The 22,589-nt window shown below is 32.2% G+C and carries 19 protein-coding genes and 1 riboswitch; of the genes, 1 reads left to right on the top strand and 18 read right to left on the bottom strand.

The genetic code is table 11. The features are described 5' to 3' along the window. Positions 1-6: 6 nt before the first annotated feature. From ABDZ93_RS16225 to ABDZ93_RS16235, 3 genes are all read right to left on the bottom strand, one after another. Positions 7-1,146 carry an acyl-CoA dehydrogenase gene (locus tag ABDZ93_RS16225; RefSeq protein ID WP_343827519.1) on the bottom strand — a complete coding sequence of 380 codons (1,140 nt, stop codon included), beginning with the start codon at positions 1,144-1,146 and terminating at the stop codon, positions 7-9. A gap of 36 nt (positions 1,147-1,182) precedes the next feature. Further along, a complete protein-coding gene (locus tag ABDZ93_RS16230) occupies positions 1,183-1,962 on the bottom strand; it encodes a short-chain-enoyl-CoA hydratase (RefSeq protein ID WP_035130499.1) in 780 nt (259 codons plus the stop codon). A 230-nt stretch (positions 1,963-2,192) separates the two neighbouring features. Next, positions 2,193-2,846, bottom strand: a complete 654-nt coding sequence (locus ABDZ93_RS16235; protein WP_343827520.1) for a redox-sensing transcriptional repressor Rex — start codon at positions 2,844-2,846, stop codon at positions 2,193-2,195. A gap of 562 nt (positions 2,847-3,408) precedes the next feature. Here ABDZ93_RS16235 and abc-f point away from each other — a divergent pair. After that, entirely contained in the window at positions 3,409-5,322 is a 1,914-nt protein-coding gene (gene abc-f, locus ABDZ93_RS16240; protein WP_343827521.1) for a ribosomal protection-like ABC-F family protein, read from the top strand. 66 nt (positions 5,323-5,388) lie between these two features. Here abc-f and pdxT read toward each other — a convergent pair whose 3' ends face one another. The 15 genes from pdxT to ABDZ93_RS16315 all read right to left on the bottom strand — a co-directional run bounded on the left by pdxT (position 5,389) and on the right by ABDZ93_RS16315 (position 22,419). Continuing rightward, positions 5,389-5,973 (bottom strand): pyridoxal 5'-phosphate synthase glutaminase subunit PdxT, encoded by a 585-nt coding sequence (gene pdxT, locus ABDZ93_RS16245; RefSeq protein WP_343827594.1) that lies wholly within the window; start codon positions 5,971-5,973, stop codon positions 5,389-5,391. Positions 5,974-5,977: 4 nt separating this feature from the next. Beyond that, entirely contained in the window at positions 5,978-6,856 is an 879-nt protein-coding gene (gene pdxS, locus ABDZ93_RS16250; protein WP_343827522.1) for a pyridoxal 5'-phosphate synthase lyase subunit PdxS, read from the bottom strand. 718 nt (positions 6,857-7,574) lie between these two features. Further along, the gene (gene kamE, locus ABDZ93_RS16255) at positions 7,575-8,363 is read right to left on the bottom strand and encodes a lysine 5,6-aminomutase subunit beta (RefSeq protein WP_035130508.1); all 789 of its coding nucleotides are present in this window, start codon (positions 8,361-8,363) and stop codon (positions 7,575-7,577) included. Continuing rightward, positions 8,363-9,919, bottom strand: coding sequence for a lysine 5,6-aminomutase subunit alpha (kamD, locus tag ABDZ93_RS16260; protein ID WP_343827523.1), 1,557 nt, complete (start codon positions 9,917-9,919; stop codon positions 8,363-8,365). Before kamD ends, kamE begins: the two co-directional genes overlap by 1 nt. Then, entirely contained in the window at positions 9,909-11,387 is a 1,479-nt protein-coding gene (gene kamC / locus ABDZ93_RS16265; RefSeq protein ID WP_343827524.1) for a lysine 5,6-aminomutase reactivase ATPase KamC, read from the bottom strand. Before kamC ends, kamD begins: the two co-directional genes overlap by 11 nt. A 1-nt stretch (position 11,388) precedes the next feature. Beyond that, on the bottom strand, positions 11,389-12,414 hold the full coding sequence (kamB, locus tag ABDZ93_RS16270) for a lysine 5,6-aminomutase reactivase subunit KamB (RefSeq protein ID WP_343827525.1): 1,026 nt from the start codon (positions 12,412-12,414) through the stop codon (positions 11,389-11,391). 22 nt (positions 12,415-12,436) lie between these two features. Then, on the bottom strand, positions 12,437-13,687 hold the full coding sequence (gene kamA / locus ABDZ93_RS16275; protein WP_343827526.1) for a lysine 2,3-aminomutase: 1,251 nt from the start codon (positions 13,685-13,687) through the stop codon (positions 12,437-12,439). 71 nt (positions 13,688-13,758) lie between these two features. Continuing rightward, a complete protein-coding gene (gene kdd, locus ABDZ93_RS16280; protein WP_343827527.1) occupies positions 13,759-14,796 on the bottom strand; it encodes an L-erythro-3,5-diaminohexanoate dehydrogenase in 1,038 nt (345 codons plus the stop codon). A 108-nt stretch (positions 14,797-14,904) separates the two neighbouring features. After that, positions 14,905-15,729 (bottom strand): 3-keto-5-aminohexanoate cleavage enzyme, encoded by an 825-nt coding sequence (gene kce / locus ABDZ93_RS16285; RefSeq protein WP_343827528.1) that lies wholly within the window; start codon positions 15,727-15,729, stop codon positions 14,905-14,907. 61 nt (positions 15,730-15,790) lie between these two features. Then, entirely contained in the window at positions 15,791-16,171 is a 381-nt protein-coding gene (gene kal, locus ABDZ93_RS16290; RefSeq protein ID WP_343827529.1) for a 3-aminobutyryl-CoA ammonia lyase, read from the bottom strand. 152 nt (positions 16,172-16,323) lie between these two features. Beyond that, positions 16,324-16,495: riboswitch (Lysine riboswitch) on the bottom strand. Positions 16,496-16,651: 156 nt separating this feature from the next. Next, positions 16,652-17,221: a hypothetical protein gene (locus ABDZ93_RS16295; RefSeq protein ID WP_343827530.1), complete on the bottom strand. Its 570-nt coding sequence runs from the start codon at positions 17,219-17,221 to the stop codon at positions 16,652-16,654. Beyond that, complete coding sequence (locus ABDZ93_RS16300) at positions 17,214-17,603, bottom strand: cell wall-binding repeat-containing protein (RefSeq protein WP_343827531.1); 390 nt, start codon at positions 17,601-17,603, stop codon at positions 17,214-17,216. Before ABDZ93_RS16300 ends, ABDZ93_RS16295 begins: the two co-directional genes overlap by 8 nt. Positions 17,604-17,838: 235 nt before the next feature. Then, entirely contained in the window at positions 17,839-18,690 is an 852-nt protein-coding gene (locus ABDZ93_RS16305; protein WP_343827532.1) for a formate/nitrite transporter family protein, read from the bottom strand. Between the two features lie 341 nt (positions 18,691-19,031). Further along, the gene (locus ABDZ93_RS16310) at positions 19,032-20,042 is read right to left on the bottom strand and encodes a hypothetical protein (RefSeq protein ID WP_343827533.1); all 1,011 of its coding nucleotides are present in this window, start codon (positions 20,040-20,042) and stop codon (positions 19,032-19,034) included. Between the two features lie 349 nt (positions 20,043-20,391). After that, positions 20,392-22,419 (bottom strand): urocanate hydratase, encoded by a 2,028-nt coding sequence (locus tag ABDZ93_RS16315; protein WP_343827534.1) that lies wholly within the window; start codon positions 22,417-22,419, stop codon positions 20,392-20,394. Positions 22,420-22,589: the final 170 nt, after the last annotated feature.

Consider the following 22,589-nt stretch of genomic DNA (forward strand, 5'->3'; position numbering starts at 1 on the left):
TACCTCCTATTTCAATATGCTTCCTGCGATAACCATTCTTTGAACTTGAGAAGTTCCTTCGTAGATTTCAGTTATCTTAGCATCTCTCATCATTCTTTCAACTGGATATTCTTTAGTGTATCCATATCCACCAAATAATTGAACAGCCTTAGTTGTAACATCCATAGCTACTTCTGAAGCATATAATTTAGCTCTAGCAGCTTCTACTGAGTATGGTTGTCCCATATCTTTTTTATATGCAGCTTTGTATACTAAAAGTCTAGCAGCTTCTATTTGAACATCCATATCAGCAACCATCCATTGAAGTCCTTGGAATGCTGCTATTGATTTTCCGAATTGTTTTCTTTCTTTCATGTAAGCAACAGCTTCATCTAAAGCTCCTTGAGCTAGTCCTAAAGCTTGAGCTGCTATACCAATTCTTCCTCCATCAAGAGTTTGCATTGCAACAGCAAATCCTTTTCCTTCTTTTCCAAGTAAGTTTTCTTTTGGAACTATGCAGTTTTCAAATACTAATTCAGTAGTAGATGATGCTCTTATTCCTAATTTTTCTTCAACTTTACCTATTGAGAATCCTGGGAAATCCTTTTCAACTATGAAAGCAGATATTCCTCTAGTTCCTTTTGATTTATCAGTCATTGCAAATACTACGAAGATATCAGCAACTCCACCGTTTGTTATGAATATTTTTGAACCGTTTAATACGTAGTGATCTCCTTCAAGTACAGCTGTAGTTTGTTGTCCAGCAGCATCAGTACCTGCGTTTGGCTCAGTAAGACCAAATGCACCTAGTTTTTCACCTTTTGCAAGTGGTGTTAAGTATTTTTCTTTTTGCTCTTGAGTACCAAATTGGTATATTGGAGCTCCACATAAAGAAGTGTGTGCAGAAACTATAACTCCTGTAGTTCCGCAAACTTTAGAAAGTTCTTCTACAGTCATAGCGTAAGATACGTTATTTCCACCTGCTCCACCGAATTCAGTTGGGAATGGAATTCCTAACATGTTGTATCTAGCCATTTGCTCTACGTTTTCCATTGGGAATCTTTCTGTAACATCTATTTCAGCTGCTATAGGTTTTACTTCATTAATAGCAAACTCCCTTACCATTTGCTTTACAAGTTCTTGTTCCTTAGTTAATGAAAAATTCATTATAATACCTCCTACTTATACGATTATCTATTTCGATTATCTATTCTTAAAATTCTTGTCTCTTTTTTCAACAAAAGCTGTCATACCTTCTTTTTGGTCTTCAGTAGCAAAACACATTCCAAATGCTTCCGCTTCATATAATACCGCACTATCAATATCCATTTGCAAGCCTCTATTGATAGCAGCCTTACATTGGCTTATAGCTATAGGAGCATTCTTAGCTATTTTATTAGCCATAGCTTTTGCTTCATCTAAAAGTGTTTCTGGTTCTACCACTTTGTTTACTAATCCAATTCTTAAAGCTTCTTCAGCATTGATCATGTCACAAGTGTAAATTAACTCTTTTGCAATTCCTTCACCTACAAGTCTTGATAACCTTTGAGTTCCGCCAAACCCAGGAGTTATTCCAAGCCCTGCTTCTGGTTGTGCAAACTTAGCTTTAACTGATGCAATTCTAATATCACAAGCCATTGCAAGTTCACATCCGCCACCTAATGCAAAACCATTAACTGCAGCTATAACAGGTTTTTCAAGTTTTTCAATTTTTCTAAAAACCCCATTCCCAAGAATACCAAATTCTTTACCTTCTATAGCATTCATTTCTTTCATTTCTGAAATATCAGCTCCAGCAACGAAAGCTTTACCTTCTCCTGTAAGAATAACTGCATAAATTTCTTTATCCCCAGAAATTTCTTGGATAACACAATCAATTTCTTTTAAAGTTTCTGTGTTTAAAGCATTTAATGCTTTAGGTCTGTTTAGTTTAACTAAAGCCACATTTCCTTCTTTTTCCAAGACTATGTTCTTATAATCCATGTTCAAAATCCCCCATGCAATTTTTCAGGTGTTAGCCGCCATAAATCGTTATTAATTTAACAAAAATAGTGATTAAGGTTCTAATACCTTAATCACTATTATAGACTGTTTATAATTCTTTTTCAACTACATTTATGTTTTTTATAAAATCTTTTTCTTCCATTTGTATAGCTAAATTAAAAAAGTTTACTGACAATACAAATTTTTCACAACTTGTATTGCCCATTCTTTTAATTAAGGAAGTCTTCTTCTTTTTCACGCTCATTTAATAAGTAACTTAAAGTCATTAAACTTTCATTAAGATGTACATTTTCTACAATAACATCTTCATTAACCTTTAAATCTATAGGTGCAAAATTCCATATTCCCTTTACACCATTTCTTGTTACAACATCTGCTACACCTTGAGCTCTATTTTTAGGAACACAAATTATAGCTATATTAATCTTTTCCCTCTGTAAGAAACTGTCTAGCTCATCCATATCTCTTATTTCTATATCTCTTATTTTAAGTCCAATAAGTTTTACATTCACATCAAAAATACCCTTTAGATTAAACGCCATCTTATCAAAAGTTGTATAATTAGCAATTGCTTGACCTATATTTCCAGCTCCAATGATTACAGTATTATATTCTTTATTAAGTCCCAATATAACAGATATTTGATATAATAATTCCTTAACATTATACCCATACCCTTGCTGACCAAAATCTCCAAAACAATTTAAATCTTGTCTTATTTGTGAAGCTGTAAATCCAATTCTTTCACTTAATTCTTTAGATGATATTCTATCAACCTCATTTTTATCTAATTCACGTAAATATCTATAGTACTTAGGCAGCCTTTTTATTACGGCCATAGAAATGCTTCTTTTCTTCTCCACCTATTATCAACTCCTCGTTTTTGTTCTCATATTTTTAAACTTTATTTCTATATTGTAACTTTCCCAAAAATACTCTTTAAGTCAACTATTATACTCTCATGTTTAACAAACTTTTGATTCATATAGCTATTATACTATACTAACCATAAGTTTGTTATATATTTTTTATCCGATGACTACCAGCTCTAATACTCCTCTCTTCTTTAAAAGTTGGAGTTAAGAGCTGTTATGTCCCTGGATAACGATTCCCCCTAAAGGACGACGACTTCTAAGTATCAAATAAATTAATGCTAAGAACTCTGTTTATCAAATAAATAAACTATAATGCTATATTTTACATTTAAAATGACACATTGTACATATAAATTATAATTATTTTTCAACTTTTTTATAAATAGTCAATATAGCCTTATAATCTAAACTTTTACACGTATTTTACTTTTTATTATATTATATATAAATCTGTCTTATTATTCACAATACCCACTAATCTACCCTAATATACAAATTAATTTAATTTTTTTAGCTTTCATGATAAAATGCTAGTAGGACGGTGAAATAAATGATAGTTTTAAGTTGTAAAAATATAAGTAAATACTTTGGAATAGATATGATTTTAAAAGATATTACCTTCAACATAAATGAAGGTGAAAAAATAGGATTAATAGGTGCTAATGGTGCTGGTAAATCAACTCTATTTAAAATTTTAACTAATCAAATGGAATATGATAGTGGCGAGCTATTTATAGATAAATCAAAGGAACTTGGATATCTCTCTCAAAATCTTTCCCTAGATTCAGATAACACCATATATACTGAACTTCTTTCAGTATTTAAGTCACTGCTAGATATGGAGGAAAGACTACATAATTTAGAAGAAAAGATGAAAGAGCCTTATGATGCATCTAAAGAGGATTATCACAATAAAATTATAAGAGATTATACTACTTTAACAGAGGTATATGAAAATCGTGGTGGCTACACTTATAAAGGCGAAATTAGTCGTGTACTTAAAGGACTCGGTTTCACAGAAATTGATTTTGATAAGTCCATATCCATATTAAGCGGTGGCCAAAAGACTAGAGTTGCTTTATGTAAGCTGCTTCTTAGAAAACCTGAAATCTTGCTTCTAGATGAGCCTACAAACCATCTTGACCTAGATGCTATAGAATGGTTAGAAAACTATCTCAAAGAAGTTAAAGGTACAATTATAGTAATTTCCCACGATAGATTCTTCTTAGATGCTATTACTAACAAAACTATAGAGCTTATAGGCGGAACTGCACAGTGCTATAACGGAAATTATACAGCCTTTATAGACCTTAAAGAGAAAAATAAAGAGGTAATGCAAAAGGCTTACGATCTTCAACAGGCAGAGATTAAAAGACAAGAGGAGATTATAGCTAAGTATAAATCCTTCAACCGTGAAAAAAGTGTAAGAGCTGCTGAAAGTCGTCAAAAAGCCTTAGATAAGATTGAAAGAATAGAAGCACCTATTAAAGATGCTAAAGCTTCTAAAATAAAATTTGAGACTCAAATCAAAAGTGGTAATGATGTTCTTTATGTAGAAAATTTAAGTAAAAGTTTTGGTGAAAAACTTCTATTTGAAGGCTTAAATATGGATATTAAGCGTGAAGAAAAAATTGCCCTTATAGGTGAAAATGGTCGTGGTAAAACTACTTTATTTAGAATAATTATGGATAAAATACCTTCTGATAATGGGGTTAAGGTGTTAGGTAAGAATGTCTTTGTTGGATATTATGATCAAGAACAATCTAATTTAAACCTCAATAAAACTATTTTAGATGAGGTATGGGATGACTTCCCACATATGACCACCACTGAAATACGCTCTGCTCTTGCAGCATTCCTATTTACAGGGGATGATGTATTTAAATCCATCTCTACTCTTAGTGGTGGAGAAAAATGTAGAATTAACTTACTAAAACTAATGCTTTCTAAGTCTAATTTCCTTCTTCTAGATGAGCCTACAAACCACTTAGATATTATGTCTCGTGAAGCCTTAGAAGATGCTATCTTAAACTATGATGGGACTATAATTCTCATATCCCACGATAGATACTTCTTAAATAAGATTATAAATAAAATCTTTGAGCTTAATGAAGATGGTGTTAAAGAATACTTAGGCAACTATTCCTATTACGTAGAGAAAAAGAAAAATCCTTTAAGATTTGAGAATATAGAAGAAGGCTCCGGTATTACTAAGACTCAGATAAAGCTAGATAAAAAGAAAAAACGTGAAGCTGAAAAAGCTGAAAAAGAAAAAACTAATATGATTAAAAACATCGAAAATAAAATTGCAGCTACAGAGGAATCTCTTGAAGAGCTTCAAGGGCAGCTATGCCTTGAAGAAGTTTATTCTAACCCTGAAAAAAGCATAGAAATAAATAAAGAAATACAAAAGACAGAAGAAGAACTTCAAAGCCTATATGAACAATGGGAAGAACTAGCTTAGGAACTTCTCTAAAATAAGCTAAATAAATAATGAGCTTACCCTTATATTAAAGGGCAAGCTCATTATTTATTTCAATCTATCTTTGCACATGTTGTAGAAATATTTATGCATTGTTAAGTCTTTTGTTAGCTCTGGATGGAAGGAGGTTGCTAGTATGTTGTTTTGTCTGCATGCTATAATTTTTTCATCTAGTTTACATAATACTTTTACTCCTTCATGTACCTTTTCAACGTAAGGTGCTCTTATAAATACTAGAGGTATTGTTTCTTCACTTACATCTTCCAAAATTTCATCCGTTATAAAGCTGTCTAATTGAGAACCATAGGCATTTCTTCTTACTTCTATATCCATAACTCCTAAATGATTATAATCGCTTCCTAGGATGGATTTAGCGAGAATTATCATACCTGCACAGGTTCCCCATACTGGTAGTCCATTTTCAATTTTACTTTTTAGTGGAGATAGCATATGAAAATCTCTTAATAATTTTCCTATGGTGGTACTTTCTCCTCCTGGAATTATAAGCCCGTCTATAGCTTCTAAATCCTTTCTATTCTTCACTCTTAAGGCTGTAGCTCCACTTATGTTATTAATCTTATCTACATGTTCTTTTACAGCTCCTTGTAAATCTAGTACACCTATCGTTATCATTACATTACCATCCTCTTGATGCATATAATTTACCATCTGGTAGGTCCTTAGTATTTATACTGTCCATAGGCTCTCCTAAATCCTCAGAAACCTGTGATAAAATCTCAGGATTATTATAGTTTGCTACAGCATGTACTATGGCTTTAGCTCTTTTTTCAGGATCCGCTGATTTAAATATACCTGAACCAACGAAAACTCCATCACTTCCAAGCTGCATCATTAAAGCTGCATCAGCTGGTGTAGCTACTCCACCAGCAGCAAAATTAACTACCGGAAGTTTTCCGTGATTATGAACATACACTATTAGGTCATAAGGAGCTCCCATTTCCTTAGCTATAGTCATAAGCTCTTCTTTAGGAGTATTTTGTACTTTTCTTATTTCGCTCATCATAGTTCTCATATGTCTTACAGCTTCTACAACATCTCCAGTCCCAGCTTCCCCTTTAGTTCTTATCATGGAAGCTCCCTCACCAATTCTTCTTAGAGCTTCTCCTAAGTTTCTAGCTCCACATACAAAAGGTACATTAAAGCTTTTTTTATCTATATGAAATAAATCATCCGCTGGAGTTAGTACCTCACTTTCATCTATATAATCGATCTTAATGGCCTCTAATATTTGCGCCTCAACAAAATGACCTATTCTTACCTTTGCCATTACTGGAATAGATACGGCCTTTTGAATTTCTTTTATCATCTTAGGATCTGACATTCTAGCAACTCCGCCTTGCTTTCTAATATCAGAAGGCACACGTTCCAAAGCCATTACAGCAACTGCACCTGCTTTCTCTGCAATTATAGCTTCTTCAGCATTAACTACATCCATAATTACTCCACCCTTTAGCATTTCTGCAAGGTTTTTGTTTAACTCTGATCTTGTATTCATTTATATTCCCCCCACATTCTAGTACAAAACAAAATTGTATCTATATTTTGTATCTATTCAATTAAACTTTACAATACAATTATTCCATATTATACACAATTAATCAATACACTTCTTCAAAATAATATATTTTATTATTTTTGTATGCATACAATATTATCGAATTAGGGTTATGAATATATAATTTCATCTTTAGTAGTAAGTAAATCCTTATTTCTTTAATAAAACATCTGTGATTTCCTATATAATTCATATACCTGTTCTCAGGTTACTATTTATATAGGAAATTAAGGAACTTTTTAGCTAGTTGAAAAGGAAACATTTTAAAATTTTAAATAGTTGTTATATTCATGGGGCTTTGGGGAAATGGGCTATTTTAGTAGTATGATTATATGTGTGTTAAAGTGTGGAGTGATGTCACTAACATGACTTTTCGCTTCGCTCTTGAGGAAACTCATTGTCACATTTATTTTCAATAGGAACTCCTTTTTACATACGTTCTAAGGAGTAAGTTCGAACTACTAAATCAAAGATTTAGATTCTCACTTATTTTTACTTAGCCAAATCGTAGATTTGGAGTAAAAAATAAAGTAGAATGAATTTCTTCATTCTACTTATATACCCTATAATTTTATTTCACGTAACCCTTTTAGTTTTTATCCCTATAAACTAAATATATAAACATTAAACTAGACTTTTAAACATTAAACTTCTTAAATTAAACTAACTTTCTTTCAACTATTTCAGTTACAGCAAAGCTAGCAACGTCATCTGCATATTTTCCTGGTCCGAATCCTGCATCGTATCCTAATTCTTTAGCAAGTTCGTGAGTTATTCTTGGACCACCACAGATTAATACAACTTTATCTCTTAAACCTTCTGCTTCTAAAAGCTCTACAAGGTTAGTAAGGTTTTGGATGTGTACATCCTTTTGTGTAACTGTTTGAGATACTAGAAGAACGTCAGCTTTTAGCTCGATAGCTTTCTTAACGAATTCTTCGTTTTCTACTTGGCTTCCTAGGTTGTAAGCTTCGATACCTTTGTATCTTTCAAGACCATAGTGACCAGCGAAACCTTTCATGTTCATGATAGCGTCTATTCCAACTGTATGAGCGTCTGTTCCTGTTGAAGCTCCAATGATAACTACATCTCTTCCAATGTGCTCTTCAATGTATTCTCCAACTTCTGACATAGACATAGTATCTACTTCTACAGTTTGAACATGAATCTCTTCATAGTTAACAGTATGAGTTAATGAACCATATACTACATAGAATGTAAATTCTTTATCTAGTGCTCCGTGATGAGCAACGTTTGGATCTTTAAGTCCCATTGATTTTGCAAGTTGAATAGCAGCTTCTATTCCTCTTTCATCATCTTTAACTGGTAAAGTAAGACTCACTTGAACCTTTCCATCGTTCATAGTATCTCCGTAAGGTTTAAGCTTAGTTAGATCTAAATTAGTATCGTAATCTCTAACTTCTGTTGAATATAATCCACCACTCATTATCTGTTTCCTCCTAACATTAAATCTATAAATGGGTTGAAGTAGTTAGCTTCCTTCTCAACAACTCCATCTAATCCTTTTCCTCCGTTTAGAGGTCTCTTAATACCTGCAAATTTACCTTGCTCTAAAGTACTGAATAAACCTTCTTTTTCTATTACAGATAATAGATCAGCAGCTTTTCCTAGAACTTCATCAACTCTTGTTTCCATGATTCCACCTTTTTTGAAAGTGATTTCAGAACCAAGGTCTTTCATTGTATGGAATATATATTGTGCATTATCAATAGATAGTGCTCTATCACTCATAAATGGAGTGTGTATAGCTTCTGTTAACATTCCTAATAAGTGTAATTTTTGACTAGTCATTATTGTAACCATGTTAAATAATGCATCTTGTACTTGACCCTTGAATATATCTCCAGTCATGAACTTAGTTGGAGGCATGTATTTAAGTGGTGCTTTAGGGAATATTTCTCTAGCCATTTGTGCTTGAGCAAGCTCATATAGGAATCCATTTTCAACATTTGGGTTTATTTCAAATGCGTGTCCTAGACCCATTTGTTCTTCTGGAAGTCCTGCAACTAAAGCAAATTGCTCATTGATGAATTGAGAAGCAAGTACTGTGTGAGCTTCTTCAACAGCATCAGCAGTTGTTAAGTAGTTATCTTCACCAGTGTTGATTATAACTCCTGCAAAACCATTGATTACTCTTGAGAAATATTGGTCAACTATAGTTCTTTGCATGTTGATATCTCTGAAAAGAATTCCGTATAATGCATCGTTAAGCATTACGTCAAGTCTTTCTATAGCTCCCATAGCAGCTATTTCTGGCATACATAATCCTGAACAGTAGTTACATAATCTGATGTATCTTCCTAATTCTTCTCCAACTTCATCTAAAGCAGCTCTCATAAGTCTGAAGTTTTCTTGAGTTGCAAAAGTTCCTCCGAATCCTTCAGTTGTTATTCCGTATGGAACGTAGTCAAGTAAGCTTTGTCCTGTTGTTCTGATAACAGCTATAACGTCTGCACCTTGTTTTGCAGCAGCTTTAGCTTGAATTATATCTTCATAGATATTTCCTGTAGCAACGATAACATAAAGATATGGACCTGTTTTATCGCCGAATTTTTCAAGGTAAGCTTCTCTCTCGCCTCTGTTAGCTTTGATTGTAGCTACCATGTTTTTAGCAACTTTTTCAATTGCCATTTTTATTTCAAACATATCTTTCATAGGTAGTTTAGTTAAATCTAATTCATTTTTAGCTACTTTTTCTGCTATTTCTTGTGGAGTTAATCCAGTGTTAACCATAGCATTACCTACTAATGCAGCAACTCCAACAGATAATCCATTTCCAGCTTTAATGTTTTCTACAACTACGTTTGGTAGTGGTACTCCAAATTCATCTACACCATCTATACCTAATAATCTACATACAGTTCTTTCTACAGCTACTGTAGTATGTCTGTCTATAAACTTTTGAGTGTCTTGAGCTATATTCTTTGATGATTCTCTAGCTTTAGCAACTAGATTTAAATCTAAATTTAATTTACTTTCCATTGTACTCCTCCTCATAATATGTTTTCGCTATATTTACTATGTCTTTTTCTAATCCTAATAGCATCGCTATATTTAGCGCATCCTTAGGTACTTGATTTGTCTTAGATACTCTTTCAAGTTTATATTCCATATGCTCTTGGATAATTTCAACTGAATGAGTCTTATTAAGATCAATCTTATATTTTAGTTTCTCAAAGTCTATATTTTTTAGTCCTACAACTTGATAATGAACCATTGGTTCCTCTACCACACCATCATAGTGAGTAGATATTATACTAGCAGTGTTAAATTTTTGTAGATAGTTTGCAAGAGATTTTACAAGGTAATATCCTTCTTTAGGGTTTGTTCCCCTAGCGAACTCATCAAGAGCTACGAATCCATCTCCGCGTTTTACGCACTCTACTACTTCTTTTAATTTAATTATCTCAGCTCCAAAAGTACTTAATCCCTTAGATATAGATTGCATATCATCTGATACAAAATGGATAAAATCTAATATCGGATAAGTTGCCTTTTTAGCAAATACAAAGAAGCCCAATTGACCAAGAAATAGGTTTAAAACAATAGTCTTTAATGCTACACTCTTTCCACCCATATTAGCTCCAGTTATCACCGTAGTTCCTCCATGAAGCTGTATGTTAACAGGAGAGAATGCTTTTCCTTTTTTCTTAAGGATCGCTTCAATTTCAGGATTTACTCCATCCTCTATGTCAATATTCATATCTTTAACTATGGTCGGTTTAACACAATTGTATTTAATAGCAATGCTTGCCTTTGCCATTAATAAATCTAAAATACCTACCACCTTTAAATTTTCTGATATATCCTTACTAAAGGAGGACAATTTAGAAGTAAGTTCTTTTCTAATATGTAACTCTTCTTCTTCCTCTTGAATAACAATATCTAATCGCTCTTGTTTTAACTTTTCAATAAGGCTTTCATCATTGCAAGAAAAAATTGCTTTTTCCTTTTCACCTTTTAATTTTCTTATCTGAGAAAGTTTTTCGCTATACTCTTCATAAATATAGAATGTAGATATACGTTTCTTACTAGGATCTAGTATATCTATTACTTCTTCTAGAGAATTAAGCTTAATCTTACCTATAGATAAATTAATATTTTCTAAAACTAATTTAAGCTCTTCCAAAAGTATAGATACATATTTCACCTCATAAAGTTCAACTTCATCTAATATTTCTACCTTCTCTGCTCTTCTTAATGTGTTTCTTATATCTTTAATTTTGTGTAGAAGTCTTACTATATCGTTAAACTCATCATGGTATTCTTCCATATGGCCCATCATAAGCTCTACATTAGTAAGCTCTTCTACCAATTTATCATGCTCATTAATTTTAAAAGGTTTTATTAGCTTCTTTTCCTCAGTACCATAAGGAGTTATTATGCCCAGCTCATCCATAATAAAGGAAAACCCTATTTGAGCTCTTTGTTCATTATCTAAAAACTTCATATTATTTCCCCCCTACTACATCAAATACTGGAATATTAACAGCCTCTCTAAGACCTTTTAAGAATTCATCCTTTGGAAATTCATATCCATAAGGTGATTTTGGATTTGAAGTTATGCAAACCACAGTTATCTTATTTAGGACCTTTATGACTCCACCTTGCCTATGAAATCTATAAAGGCTTTCACTACTTATAAATAGCTTTGTACCATCTTCCACAAGAAAAGTTATATCTTTATATAGGTTAGTAGAAGTCATTATATTTTTAATAAGTTTGTCAGATACTGCACCTTTAATAACTACATGGGATACTTGTTCACTCAAAGCTTCAACAATTTCTTTTGAAGCTTCTAGGGCAGTTAAAACCTCTAGTACTTTATAGGTACCATCTTTATATATGATGCCTATAATTCCTGAATCACATATTTTTGTTGCGACATTTAAAATAGACCTATCTTGCTCATGGGGTAAACTTAATAGATCCATAGTATGTTTTGTCTCACTTATGACGGTCTTCATACTTCTTGATAGAGCAGCTCCTGTAGATAACACTGTAGCTTCTGTTATGGCGGGTGAAGCAAAGGTCTTTCTACTTAAAGCTCCATCTACTATTACAAGATCACACTGAAGACTTAATAATTGATCTTTTATATTGGTCATATATGAATTCACGGAAGGTCCTCCTAAATCCACATAACCATCACTTAAGGCTTTACAAATAACAACTTCTCCCATAGGAGTATTTATTCCTGTAGTTCTTACAATCTCTCTTGTGAAATCACTATTTAAAAGACATTGTTTGGCTGTAGCAATCACAGTCCCCTTTTCAATATATATCTTAGGTTTCTCTGTAGCCGTAACCCTGTCTAACTCTTCACCATCTCTCCCTATAGAAGTTAGGCCAAGGGACACAGAGCCCCTAGCCTCCTTCAATATATGGTTTAAAGTCGTAGTTTTTCCCACATTTTTATTCATACCTATAATAGATACACTTTTATATGGTTTTAATAACTTTAAAATTTCATTCATTAAGATCACTTCTAACTATATTCTAGTGAGCGTGTCTTTCGTTTCTTTCTAATCCTGTTGGTTCTAAAGCAAGTTTTTCACCGTTTAATAATCCAGCAACTCCAACTTTATGAACTGATTTCTTACCTGTACAAACATCACAAGTACATCCTGGAGTGTAGTTTGTTGGCTCAGAATAAGTAGTTATAACTCCTTCAAAGTTTCTAAGTATTACTTTATCATGGCTTTGAGAAATTACATAGTTTGGCATAACTGGAGTTTTTCCACCGCCGCCTGGAGCGTCAACAACGAATGTTGGTACGCAGTATCCAGAAGTATGTCCTCTTAATCCTTCAATGATTTCGATACCTTTAGAAACTGGAGTTCTGAAGTGCTCTAGTCCTAATGATAAGTCACATTGATAGATGTAGTAAGGTCTAACTCTGATTTTAACTAAATCGTTAACTAATTGTTTCATTGTGTGAACACAGTCATTTACTCCTCTTAGAAGTACTGATTGGTTTCCTAGTGGTATACCAGCATTAGCCATTCTTTCACATGCAGCTTTAGACTCTTCTGTGATTTCGTTTGGATGGTTAAAGTGAGTATTTAACCAGATTGGGTGGTATTTCTTTAACATATTTACAAGTCCATCAGTAATTCTTTGTGGCATAACTACTGGTGTTCTTGAACCAATTCTGATTATTTCTACGTGTGGTATTGCTCTTAATTTGCTGATGATGTACTCAAGTACTGAATCGTCAACTAGTAAAGCATCTCCACCTGATAATAGAACGTCTCTGATTACTGGTGTTTTGCTGATATAATCTATAGCTTTATCTATTCTTTCCATTGGCATGCAGTCATCGCTTTGTCCTGCAAATCTTCTTCTTGTGCAGTGTCTGCAGTACATAGAGCATTGGTCAGTTATAAGAAGTAATACTCTATCTGGATATCTATGAGTTAATCCAGGTACTGGAGAATCTGTATCTTCATGTAGTGGGTCTTCTAAATCTGCAGCAGATTTGTGAGCTTCTAATCCTGTTGGAATAGCTTGTAATCTTACTGGGTCATTAGGATTGCTTGGATCGATTAATGATAAGTAGTAAGGAGTTATAGCCATTCTTAAAGTTTCAAGACATTTTTTAGCTCCTTCTTCTTCTTCTGGAGTTAATGGAATATACTTCTTTAATTCATCTAAAGTTTCTATTCTGTTTTTTGTTTGCCATTTCCAGTCAAACCATTGTTCATCTGTAACGTTTGGAAATAATTCTTTTCTACGAGTTGTATTCATTAATTGTTACCCCCTATAATTTCACATTTATATATATTAATTTTATTAATTAATCAATTATAATCTACGGATTAAACGTATAATTCTTGGAATATAGCTCTTAGAGTTTCGTTTTCTCTTAACTCTTGTAATGTTATTTCAGCATGTCCTTTAGTATATCCGTTTCCTACTATCATAGTTACGTCTTTACCTACACCCTCAGCTCCTAAAGCAGCTTTAGTGAATGCTGTAGCCATTGAGAAGAAGTAAACTATACCGTCATCTTTAACTGGTAATATAGTTGACATTTCTGTGTTTTGAACGTTAACTATGTTGATAGATACATCAACTTCTTCGCCGTTGTTGTTAGCTAAAGCTAAGTTCATTACGTCGATAGCTTTAGTAGCATCTCCGATAACTATTTTCATGTTTAAGTTTAATCTTCTTAATCTTGCAGCTTCTTCTTCGTTTCTAACTAAACCAATAACATTTCCTGTTGGTCCAACTCTTTTAACTGCTTCGTAGCAACATAACATTCCTGATTTTCCTGCTGCTCCTAATAAAAGAACTGATTGTCCTGGTCTAACTAATTTAGCAACTTGAGCTGGAGCTCCTGCTACGTCTAGTGCAGCTAGTGCTAAAGTTTCTTCCATATCTTCTGGAAGTTTAGCATATAATCCGCTTTCGAATAATATAGCTTGACCTTTAATTTCTACTCTATCGATGTCAGGTTTAATATCGATAATTTCTTCTATTTTAAGTGGAGTTAATGAAAGTGATACTAATGTAGAGATTTTGTCTCCAACTTTAAGATCAGTTTTTCCTTCTAATGCAGCTCCTATTTTAGCGATTCTTCCGATAAGCATTCCGCCTGAACCAGTTACAGGGTTTTGCATTTTTCCTCTTTCTCCAACGATTTCAAGGATTTTTGCTTTTATTTTTTCTACGTCATGTCCAGCTTCTTCTTCGATTTGTGTAAAGCTTGCTGAGTCAACGTTTAATGCTTGAACATCGATAAGTATTTCGTTATCGTATATTTCCATAGTATTGTCTATTTTTAAAGCTGGTTGTGGTAATACTCCTGCTGGTGTTATTACTCTGTGAGTTCCATATTTACATCCTTTTTTCATTAAAAACACTCCTTTTACTTTAGTCTCATTAAATTTTTTTCTACTTATTATTGTTTATTATATTTTTAATCTTTAACGTTAAAAATAACTTCTATATTATGCTTTAAATTATAAAGCTTTAAGTCCTAATATTTCTCTTGCTTCTGCTGGAGTTGCAATTTCTCTTCCTAATTCTTTAGCTATTCTTACAGCTTTTTCAACTAGGTCAGCATTGCTTTCAGCCATAACGCCTTTTGATAAGTATACGTTATCTTCAAATCCAACTCTTACATGTCCACCTGCCATCATTGACATTGTAGCTAACGGGAATTCATTTCTACCTATTCCTGATACTGTGTAAGTACTTCCTGCTGGAATACTATCTTTCATAAATACAAAGTCTCTTATTTCAGCGCTTATACCACCGTTAACTCCCATAACGAAGTTGAAGTGCATTGGTGCTTTTATAAATCCTTTTTTATGAAGTCTGATCGCCATATCAATCATACCTTTATCAAATACTTCGATTTCAGGCTTAACGTTCAACTCGATCATTTTCTCCCCGAATTCTTTGATTGTGTTCTCTGTATTAACAAATATTTCGTCTCCACCAAAGTTACAAGTTCCACAGTCTAACGTTGCCATTTCTGGACTTAAATCAACTGGTTGAAGTCTTTCTGCGTTACTCATTCCTACAGCACCACCAGTAGATGGTTGAACGATAACGTCTGGACATCTTCTTTTAATTTCAGCTATGCAAGCTGCAAATCTATCTTTGTCTTGAGTTGGAGTACCATCATCTTCTCTAACGTGAAGGTGGATTATACTAGCTCCAGCTTTATAACACTTTTCTGCCTCTTGACCAATTTCTTCCACTGTGTAAGGAACATTTGGATTTTGTTCTTTAGTAACCTCTGCACCACAAATAGCTGCAGCAATTATTAACTTTTCCATTTAAAATCCTCCTATATGGTTAATTTTTTAACAATGTTTCTGCAAGGAATCTTGCACTTAATTATTTTCTCTTCTTATCTTTTGGTACTACGCATACTCCAGTTGCTCTACAAACAACTATTGGCTCTTCTAAAACATCACAAGCTGAATCGTTGATTTCAGGTCTTGGAACTATTACTTTTCTAGCTTCAAAAGTCATTTTTCTTGATGTGTTTCCAACGTGTACGATTTCACCTACAGCTTCGATATAATCTCCAGCAAATACAGGTGCCATGAATTCTACGTTTTCATAAGCCTTGAATAGACCTTCGTCTCCATCGTTTTGTATTAGTAATTCTGTAGCTACATCTCCAAATAGTTGTAGCATTCTTGCTCCATCAACAAGATTTCCACCGTAGTGTGCATCATGTGCGCTCATTCTTAATCTGATTATTGATTTCATTTTCTTGTCCCCCTATAAAATAATCGTTTACTTTTTATTTATGTATAACTTTTTAGTATAAATATATATAAATAAAAAATGGCGTTGAAAATATTCAACACCATTTGATAACTTGGTTAGTTAGAACTATCAATGCAATGAATATTTTTCATTCCATAAATAGCTCACCATAAAACATGGCAGTGATAAAACTTTGTGTCTTATCCCCAAGCAATACAAAATACCTATGTATCCTTTCGGCCTATAAACAATTCACTGTAACATCAGAGGGTATTCTCTTTAGCATTTACCAGTTACCAATTTATAAGCGCCTCTACTTATGACTCAATATTAAATTTTAAAACAATTCAATATATTTTTTATCATGTAATCATTATAAATCTAATATTTTAGAAATGCAATGGTTTTTTTAAAAAAATTTTTAAATTAATATAAGTTTTTTGTAGATTTTGAATTTTTCTATGAATTTCATATCTAATCTTATACTTTTTTCAGTATATTCATAGTAATTTCTCCCCCTAATTGATCCCATAGATCATCCATACTAGGGAATGAAGATACAAGATTATAAATTGATTCTTTATAATCTTTATCATTCCAGCGATGACCATAACTTATACAGTTAATTATATATCTTCTAAAAAAACTCTTTAAACTATTTCTAAAACAAACTACTTTATATTCATTATATTTATTACCTAGTATTAAGTATATTTTGCTTTGACGGCTTAAATTTATAATTAAACTTAATGTTTTTTCGTTATAATAATTAAAGTGAAAAGGATAGTATTTTTCTTTAATGTCATCTTTCATTTTTATAATTAAATGACCTGAAATTACTTTATTACTTTTTACATAAGCACTTTTAAAATTAAAGTTCATAGAATTAGGTAAATATAAAAAATCTTTAAAATCATCTTTAATTATTATATAAGTCACCTGTCTATTTTCAACCTTTCGTTCTGTTAAAGCTGATACCCCTAAGGGTAGGTCCTTAAGCACATCTTCTACAGCTCTCACTTTAATTTCACCCACTTTTGAACTATTCAATACTTAAAACCTTAAATTTCTCCTCATAATTTACTGCTTCTAAAACCTTATTAACTATGTTGTCACTAATTACTGTATTTCCTCCTAAAATTAATACTTGATCAGATTTTATCCCTTTTATTCTTTCTAACTCCTTAGGATAGTAATTTCCTGTTTCCTCTATAAGAATTATAGGAGAAGAGGTTAAAGCTGCTATAGGTGCTCCAACTAGTCCATCTGGAAAATTCACTCCTGATGCTAAGTATATTTTACTTAAATTAATATTTTCCTTAAAAGTATTTAAAACTTGAATATTAGTTTCGTATCTTGTGCTCCCAGCTAATCTTATTTTCACTACCTCTACTTCTGCTCTATCATTAATACTAAAGGCTATAGCCCCCATTATACTTAAAGCTACAATAGCACTTATAATTCTTACTTTTTTTTCATATAACCATCCCCATTAATCAAATTAGTATTTGTCTTTATACTATCTATTTTATATTATGTGCTCTAAATATAAAATAGATTTTTACAAATTAATATAGATTTTTACAATTATATATAAGATTCTATTTTAAAAAAATCATGTTAAAGCCTATGTTTTAACATGATTTTTCTATATATTTTTTCATATATTATGCTGATAACTTTTCTTTTACTACAATCTTCTTTTTATTACATTTTCTATATATAAACCAATAGGCTAATCCAACACAAACGGCTCCACCAATAATGTTTCCTATGGTTACTGGAATTAAATTATTAAAAATTCCACCTATAGTTAGGTTATCTAATTTTTCAGCAGATGCATGGGATGCTTCAACAAAAGCTGGATTTGTTTTTGCAAGTAACCCTATAGAAAAGTAAAACATATTAGCTACGCAGTGTTCAAAACCTGATATAACAAAAGCAAATATTGGAAAGAAACCCATAAATATTTTTCCTGTCACATCTTTAGCTGCATAGGTACCCCATACACATACGCATACTATTACATTACATAATATTCCACTTGCAATTGCAGGCACAAAACCTATACTTGCCTTAGCAGCTGCCACTTTAACAGCATATCCTCCAACGGTTCCTGTTGATAAAAGTCCTGCTTCAAAAACTAATATTGCTATAAATGTAGCTCCTATAAAATTACCTATCCAAACAAGAACCCAATTTCTAAACATTTGGCCTGTAGTTATCTTTTTTTCTGCCCAAGCTACACTTAATAATGAATTTCCTGTGAATAATTCTGATCCACATATTAATACTAGTATTAATCCAACCGGAAATACTATCCCTGCTATAAACTTCTGTAATCCAGGATCACTAATTCCATGTGATGCTACTGATGATGCATATGCTCCTAAAGCTATGAATGCACCTGCTAAAATCCCTAAAAAAAGAGTTTGCACACATTTATTATTAGCCTTTTTTACTCCAACCTGCTCTACATAATTGGTAATTTCCTCAGGCGATAGCATTTTTTTATCCATTAATAATTCCTCCAATATTTCTACATTATAAGATTAATTATTCATTTCCCTCGTTAATTATATTGAAGCCTCGACAAGGTGTCAACAGATTTACCCTTAATAAACTCTTCCAAAAAAGCCATTTGAAATATTTATCTGTATATTTTAAATATTACAATAAATTTTATAAAATTTTATACATCATTGCACCTATATTGATATACATTCATAATTTAGACATAAACAGATTTCTTAACTCCTTTGAAGCTTTAGAAATCGTTATCCAGGGACGTAGCAGCTCTTGACTTTCACTTTGAAGAAGATGGGAGTATTAGAGCTGGTAGTCATCGGACAAAAAAATATTACCTAGTAAACCAGGTAATATTATAAACTCCAATTTCAGACCATGATAGATTTTCATTAATATTTTCGCTTTCAAAGGTATTTTTAAGCATAGTTTTAAGTTTCATAGAGTTTTGGCTTAATTTTTTCTTCACTTCCTCATTTTCTTCCTCAATGAACTCTTCGTCTTCTATTAAATAATTTCTTGTTTCACTATTTATAAATAGTTCATCACCTTTATAAACTATATCTCCGTTTATCTCATACGGCTTAACTGTCTTTAGAACATCCTTAACTTTACCATTTTCAATTTTCCCTCTATACAAATATTCGCATTGAGTTAACTTTTTTTTATCAAAACTAAAGGTAATAAAAGTAATCTCATCCTTTTTAGGAGATACCTTTCCCTTTAATAAAACTTCACCGCTATCTTCTAAAGTTACTACTTTTTTATCGTTAAAGTATATAGTAGTAATTCCGTTGCTAGCTTTACCATAAACTAGAGTACTTCCTTCATTAAGAACATCTATTAAGATTCCTTCACAGGAATTTAAAAGCTCTAAGGTATCTACATCATAAATTAAATATTTACTAGTGGTAGGATTTACATATAAATGCACTACTAATTTATTGTTCATCCATGATAAATTAGATATCTGATTTTCATCTAAATCATTTATTTGTAAAACCTTATATTCTTCTTTATCCATACTATATATATTTATTTTATCATTTTCATCTAAATATTTAAAAGCTATATTCCTCCAATCATTACTTAAAGTAGAAAGTTCTTTCAGCCTATGCAAATCTCCTACACCCTCTAAATATTCCTCATCTTCATCAAAAATATATATATTATTATTTTTTTCTAATAATGCACTGGTATAATTATTTATAACCGGATTTTCTTCTTCCGTTTGTTTCTTCTTAGAATTACATCCAACAAAAATAAAAAGGGTACTAATTAGTGTTATTGCTACGACAAATAATATTTTTCCATTCATTTTTCTAGATTCTTTTTTATAATTCAACACTACCCCTCCTTATTTTCACTTTAAACACCCTAACTATTATACTACTAGCAAATTTCCTATTCAATATTATATACATATATATACACATTGTTTAAACATTATTTCCATTTCATTTAAATCTACTACATATACTAAAATATCACTCCCATAAAAATATACGAAATAAGCATCAAGTTAGAACTTATTTATAAATATTTTTATTGACATATTTTATCTGCTTTATAAAAAACATGAATTTCTTTCATTTACACTTTGTATTTTCAAAAAAATAAAAAATCAGGTATATAGTTTTAATCTCTTAAAAGCTATATACCCAATGAAACTATTCTATTATTTAAATTATGTTTTATTTATTTAAAGCTTTTTCAATAACAGTTTTTATTAATTCATCCTTTGGTATATATGGAAGAGTTATGTGGTCTGTACCTTGATTCTTCTCATTATACTCCATACTAGTTTCTATAGAATGTGGATTTCTTGCCCAAGCTCTTCTAGCAACGCCTCCCATAACATCCCATGCCATAGATGATTTTATAATGTTATCAACTCTTTCGCTACCATCAAGAACTAATCCAAAGCCTCCATTAATTGACTTACTTGTTCCAACTCCTCCACCATTGTGAAGAGCAATTAGACTCATTCCTCTTGCTGCATTTCCCGCAAAGCATTGAATTGCCATTTCAGCCATCATGTTACTTCCATCTTTTATATTAGAAGTTTCTCTAAACGGAGAATCTGTACCACTTACATCATGGTGATCTCTTCCAAGCATAATTGGTCCAACTTCACCTTTTCTTACTAAATCATTAAACTTAAGAGCTATATCCATACGACCTTGTGCATCTTGATATAATATTCTGGCTTCTGTACCAACAACTAATTGGTTCTTTTCTGCATCTTTAATCCAAATGTAGTTATCTCTATCTTGTCCTCTTCTATTCGGATCGATACATTCCATTGCAGCATGGTCTGTTTTTATTAAATCCTCATGTTTATGGCTTAAGCATACCCATCTAAATGGTCCATAACCATAATCAAATAACATAGGTCCCATGATATCTTCAACATAAGAAGGATAAATAAATCCATCTTTTTCATCTACACCATTTTTAGCTATGTCTTTTCCACCAGCATCATAGATTGCCTTCATGAAGGAGTTACCATAATCAAAGAAATAAACACCTTTAGCTACTAACTTCTTAATTATGTTATAGTGCTTTAATAAAGTCATATCTACAAGCTCTTTGAATTTTTCTCTATCTTCTTTTAATAGTCTAGTTCTTTCTTCAAAAGAAATTCCTACTGGTGCATATCCTCCTTCGTAAGCAGCGTGACAAGAAGTTTGATCTGATAATAAATCTATATGAATATCATTTTCTAAAATATATTCAAGTAAATCTACAATGTTTCCATGATATGCTATAGAAATAGATTCTTCGTTTTTAGCCCTTTCCTTAGCAACTCTTATAACTTCTTCTAAATCACTTGATGCCATTGAAACCCAACCTTGGTCAAGTCTTGTTTTAATTCTTGAATAGTCAACCTCTGCTACAATTCCAACTCCGTTAGCTATCTCAATAGCTTTAGGTTGAGCACCGCTCATTCCTCCAAGACCAGAAGTTACAAATATCTTACCTCTTAAATCTCCGTCTTCAGCTACTCCAAGTTTTAATCTTCCTGCATTTATTATAGTGTTAAAGGTACCGTGAACTATACCTTGAGGTCCTATATACATCCAACCACCAGCTGTCATTTGTCCATAGTTAGCTACTCCTAGTTGAGTTGCTAAGTGGAAGTCTTCTGGATTATCAAACATTCCTACCATTAGACCATTAGTAGTTATTACTCTTGGAGCTGTTTTAGAACTTCTAAATAAGCCTAGTGGGTGTCCACTTTCTACTACTAGAGTTTGCTCATCAGTCATATTCTCTAAATATTTTTTAATAAGTCTATATTGCATCCAGTTTTGGCATACCTGCCCTGTTTCCCCATAGGTAACAAGCTCATATGGGTATAATGCCACATCAAAATCTAAGTTATTATCTATCATAACTTGGAATGCCTTACCCTCTATGCAGTTTCCTTTATATTCATCTATAGACTTACCACTTAATTTTCCTTCTGGTCTAAATCTATATCCATATATTCTTCCTCTTGTCATAAGCTCTTCCATAAATTCTGGAGCCAACTTTTCGTGAAGATGTTCCGGAACATATCTTAAAGCATTTTTAAGAGCAACTTCAGTTTGTGCAGGTGTCAAACTATAACCTCTATCTGGAGCTCTTCTAATTCCTTCTTGAAACTTAGGCATTTCTGGTAATCCATCATCTAACTTTATTATCATTTTATTTTTAATATCTATGTTATCAATCATGATTCTCCCCCTATTTAGGCATCTGAAAATAAATAACAAGTCAAAGATGGGAAGTATATTTTGAGTTAGACAAGGAAACAGGTTCCGCAGATAGTAGCACTATCTAAGGGTTCTGTTGACGCAGTATAACACAAAATAGACGAGCATTCTGACTTATTTATTTTTTGAAG

The sequence above is a fragment of the Clostridium subterminale genome, from assembly GCF_039521425.1.
Classification (GTDB): Bacteria; Bacillota; Clostridia; order Clostridiales; family Clostridiaceae; genus Clostridium_J; species Clostridium_J subterminale.

Coding starts and splice junctions, on each gene's coding strand:
- kamC (WP_343827524.1), bottom strand. CDS start 11,387: ATGAAGTTTTTAGATAATGAACAAAGAGCTCAAATAGGGTTTTCCTTT.
- ABDZ93_RS16300 (WP_343827531.1), bottom strand. CDS start 17,603: ATGGGGGCTATAGCCTTTAGTATTAATGATAGAGCAGAAGTAGAGGTA.
- kamB (WP_343827525.1), bottom strand. CDS start 12,414: ATGAATGAAATTTTAAAGTTATTAAAACCATATAAAAGTGTATCTATT.
- kce (WP_343827528.1), bottom strand. CDS start 15,729: ATGGAAAAGTTAATAATTGCTGCAGCTATTTGTGGTGCAGAGGTTACT.
- pdxT (WP_343827594.1), bottom strand. CDS start 5,973: ATGATAACGATAGGTGTACTAGATTTACAAGGAGCTGTAAAAGAACAT.
- kamE (WP_035130508.1), bottom strand. CDS start 8,363: ATGAGTGGTGGATTATATTCAACAGAAGTTAGAGATTACGATACTAAT.
- kamD (WP_343827523.1), bottom strand. CDS start 9,919: ATGGAAAGTAAATTAAATTTAGATTTAAATCTAGTTGCTAAAGCTAGA.
- kal (WP_343827529.1), bottom strand. CDS start 16,171: ATGAAATCAATAATCAGATTAAGAATGAGCGCACATGATGCACACTAC.
- ABDZ93_RS16230 (WP_035130499.1), bottom strand. CDS start 1,962: ATGGATTATAAGAACATAGTCTTGGAAAAAGAAGGAAATGTGGCTTTA.
- ABDZ93_RS16305 (WP_343827532.1), bottom strand. CDS start 18,690: ATGGATAAAAAAATGCTATCGCCTGAGGAAATTACCAATTATGTAGAG.
- abc-f (WP_343827521.1), top strand. CDS start 3,409: ATGATAGTTTTAAGTTGTAAAAATATAAGTAAATACTTTGGAATAGAT.
- ABDZ93_RS16225 (WP_343827519.1), bottom strand. CDS start 1,146: ATGAATTTTTCATTAACTAAGGAACAAGAACTTGTAAAGCAAATGGTA.
- kdd (WP_343827527.1), bottom strand. CDS start 14,796: ATGAAAAAAGGATGTAAATATGGAACTCACAGAGTAATAACACCAGCA.
- kamA (WP_343827526.1), bottom strand. CDS start 13,687: ATGAATACAACTCGTAGAAAAGAATTATTTCCAAACGTTACAGATGAA.
- pdxS (WP_343827522.1), bottom strand. CDS start 6,856: ATGAATACAAGATCAGAGTTAAACAAAAACCTTGCAGAAATGCTAAAG.
- ABDZ93_RS16315 (WP_343827534.1), bottom strand. CDS start 22,419: ATGATTGATAACATAGATATTAAAAATAAAATGATAATAAAGTTAGAT.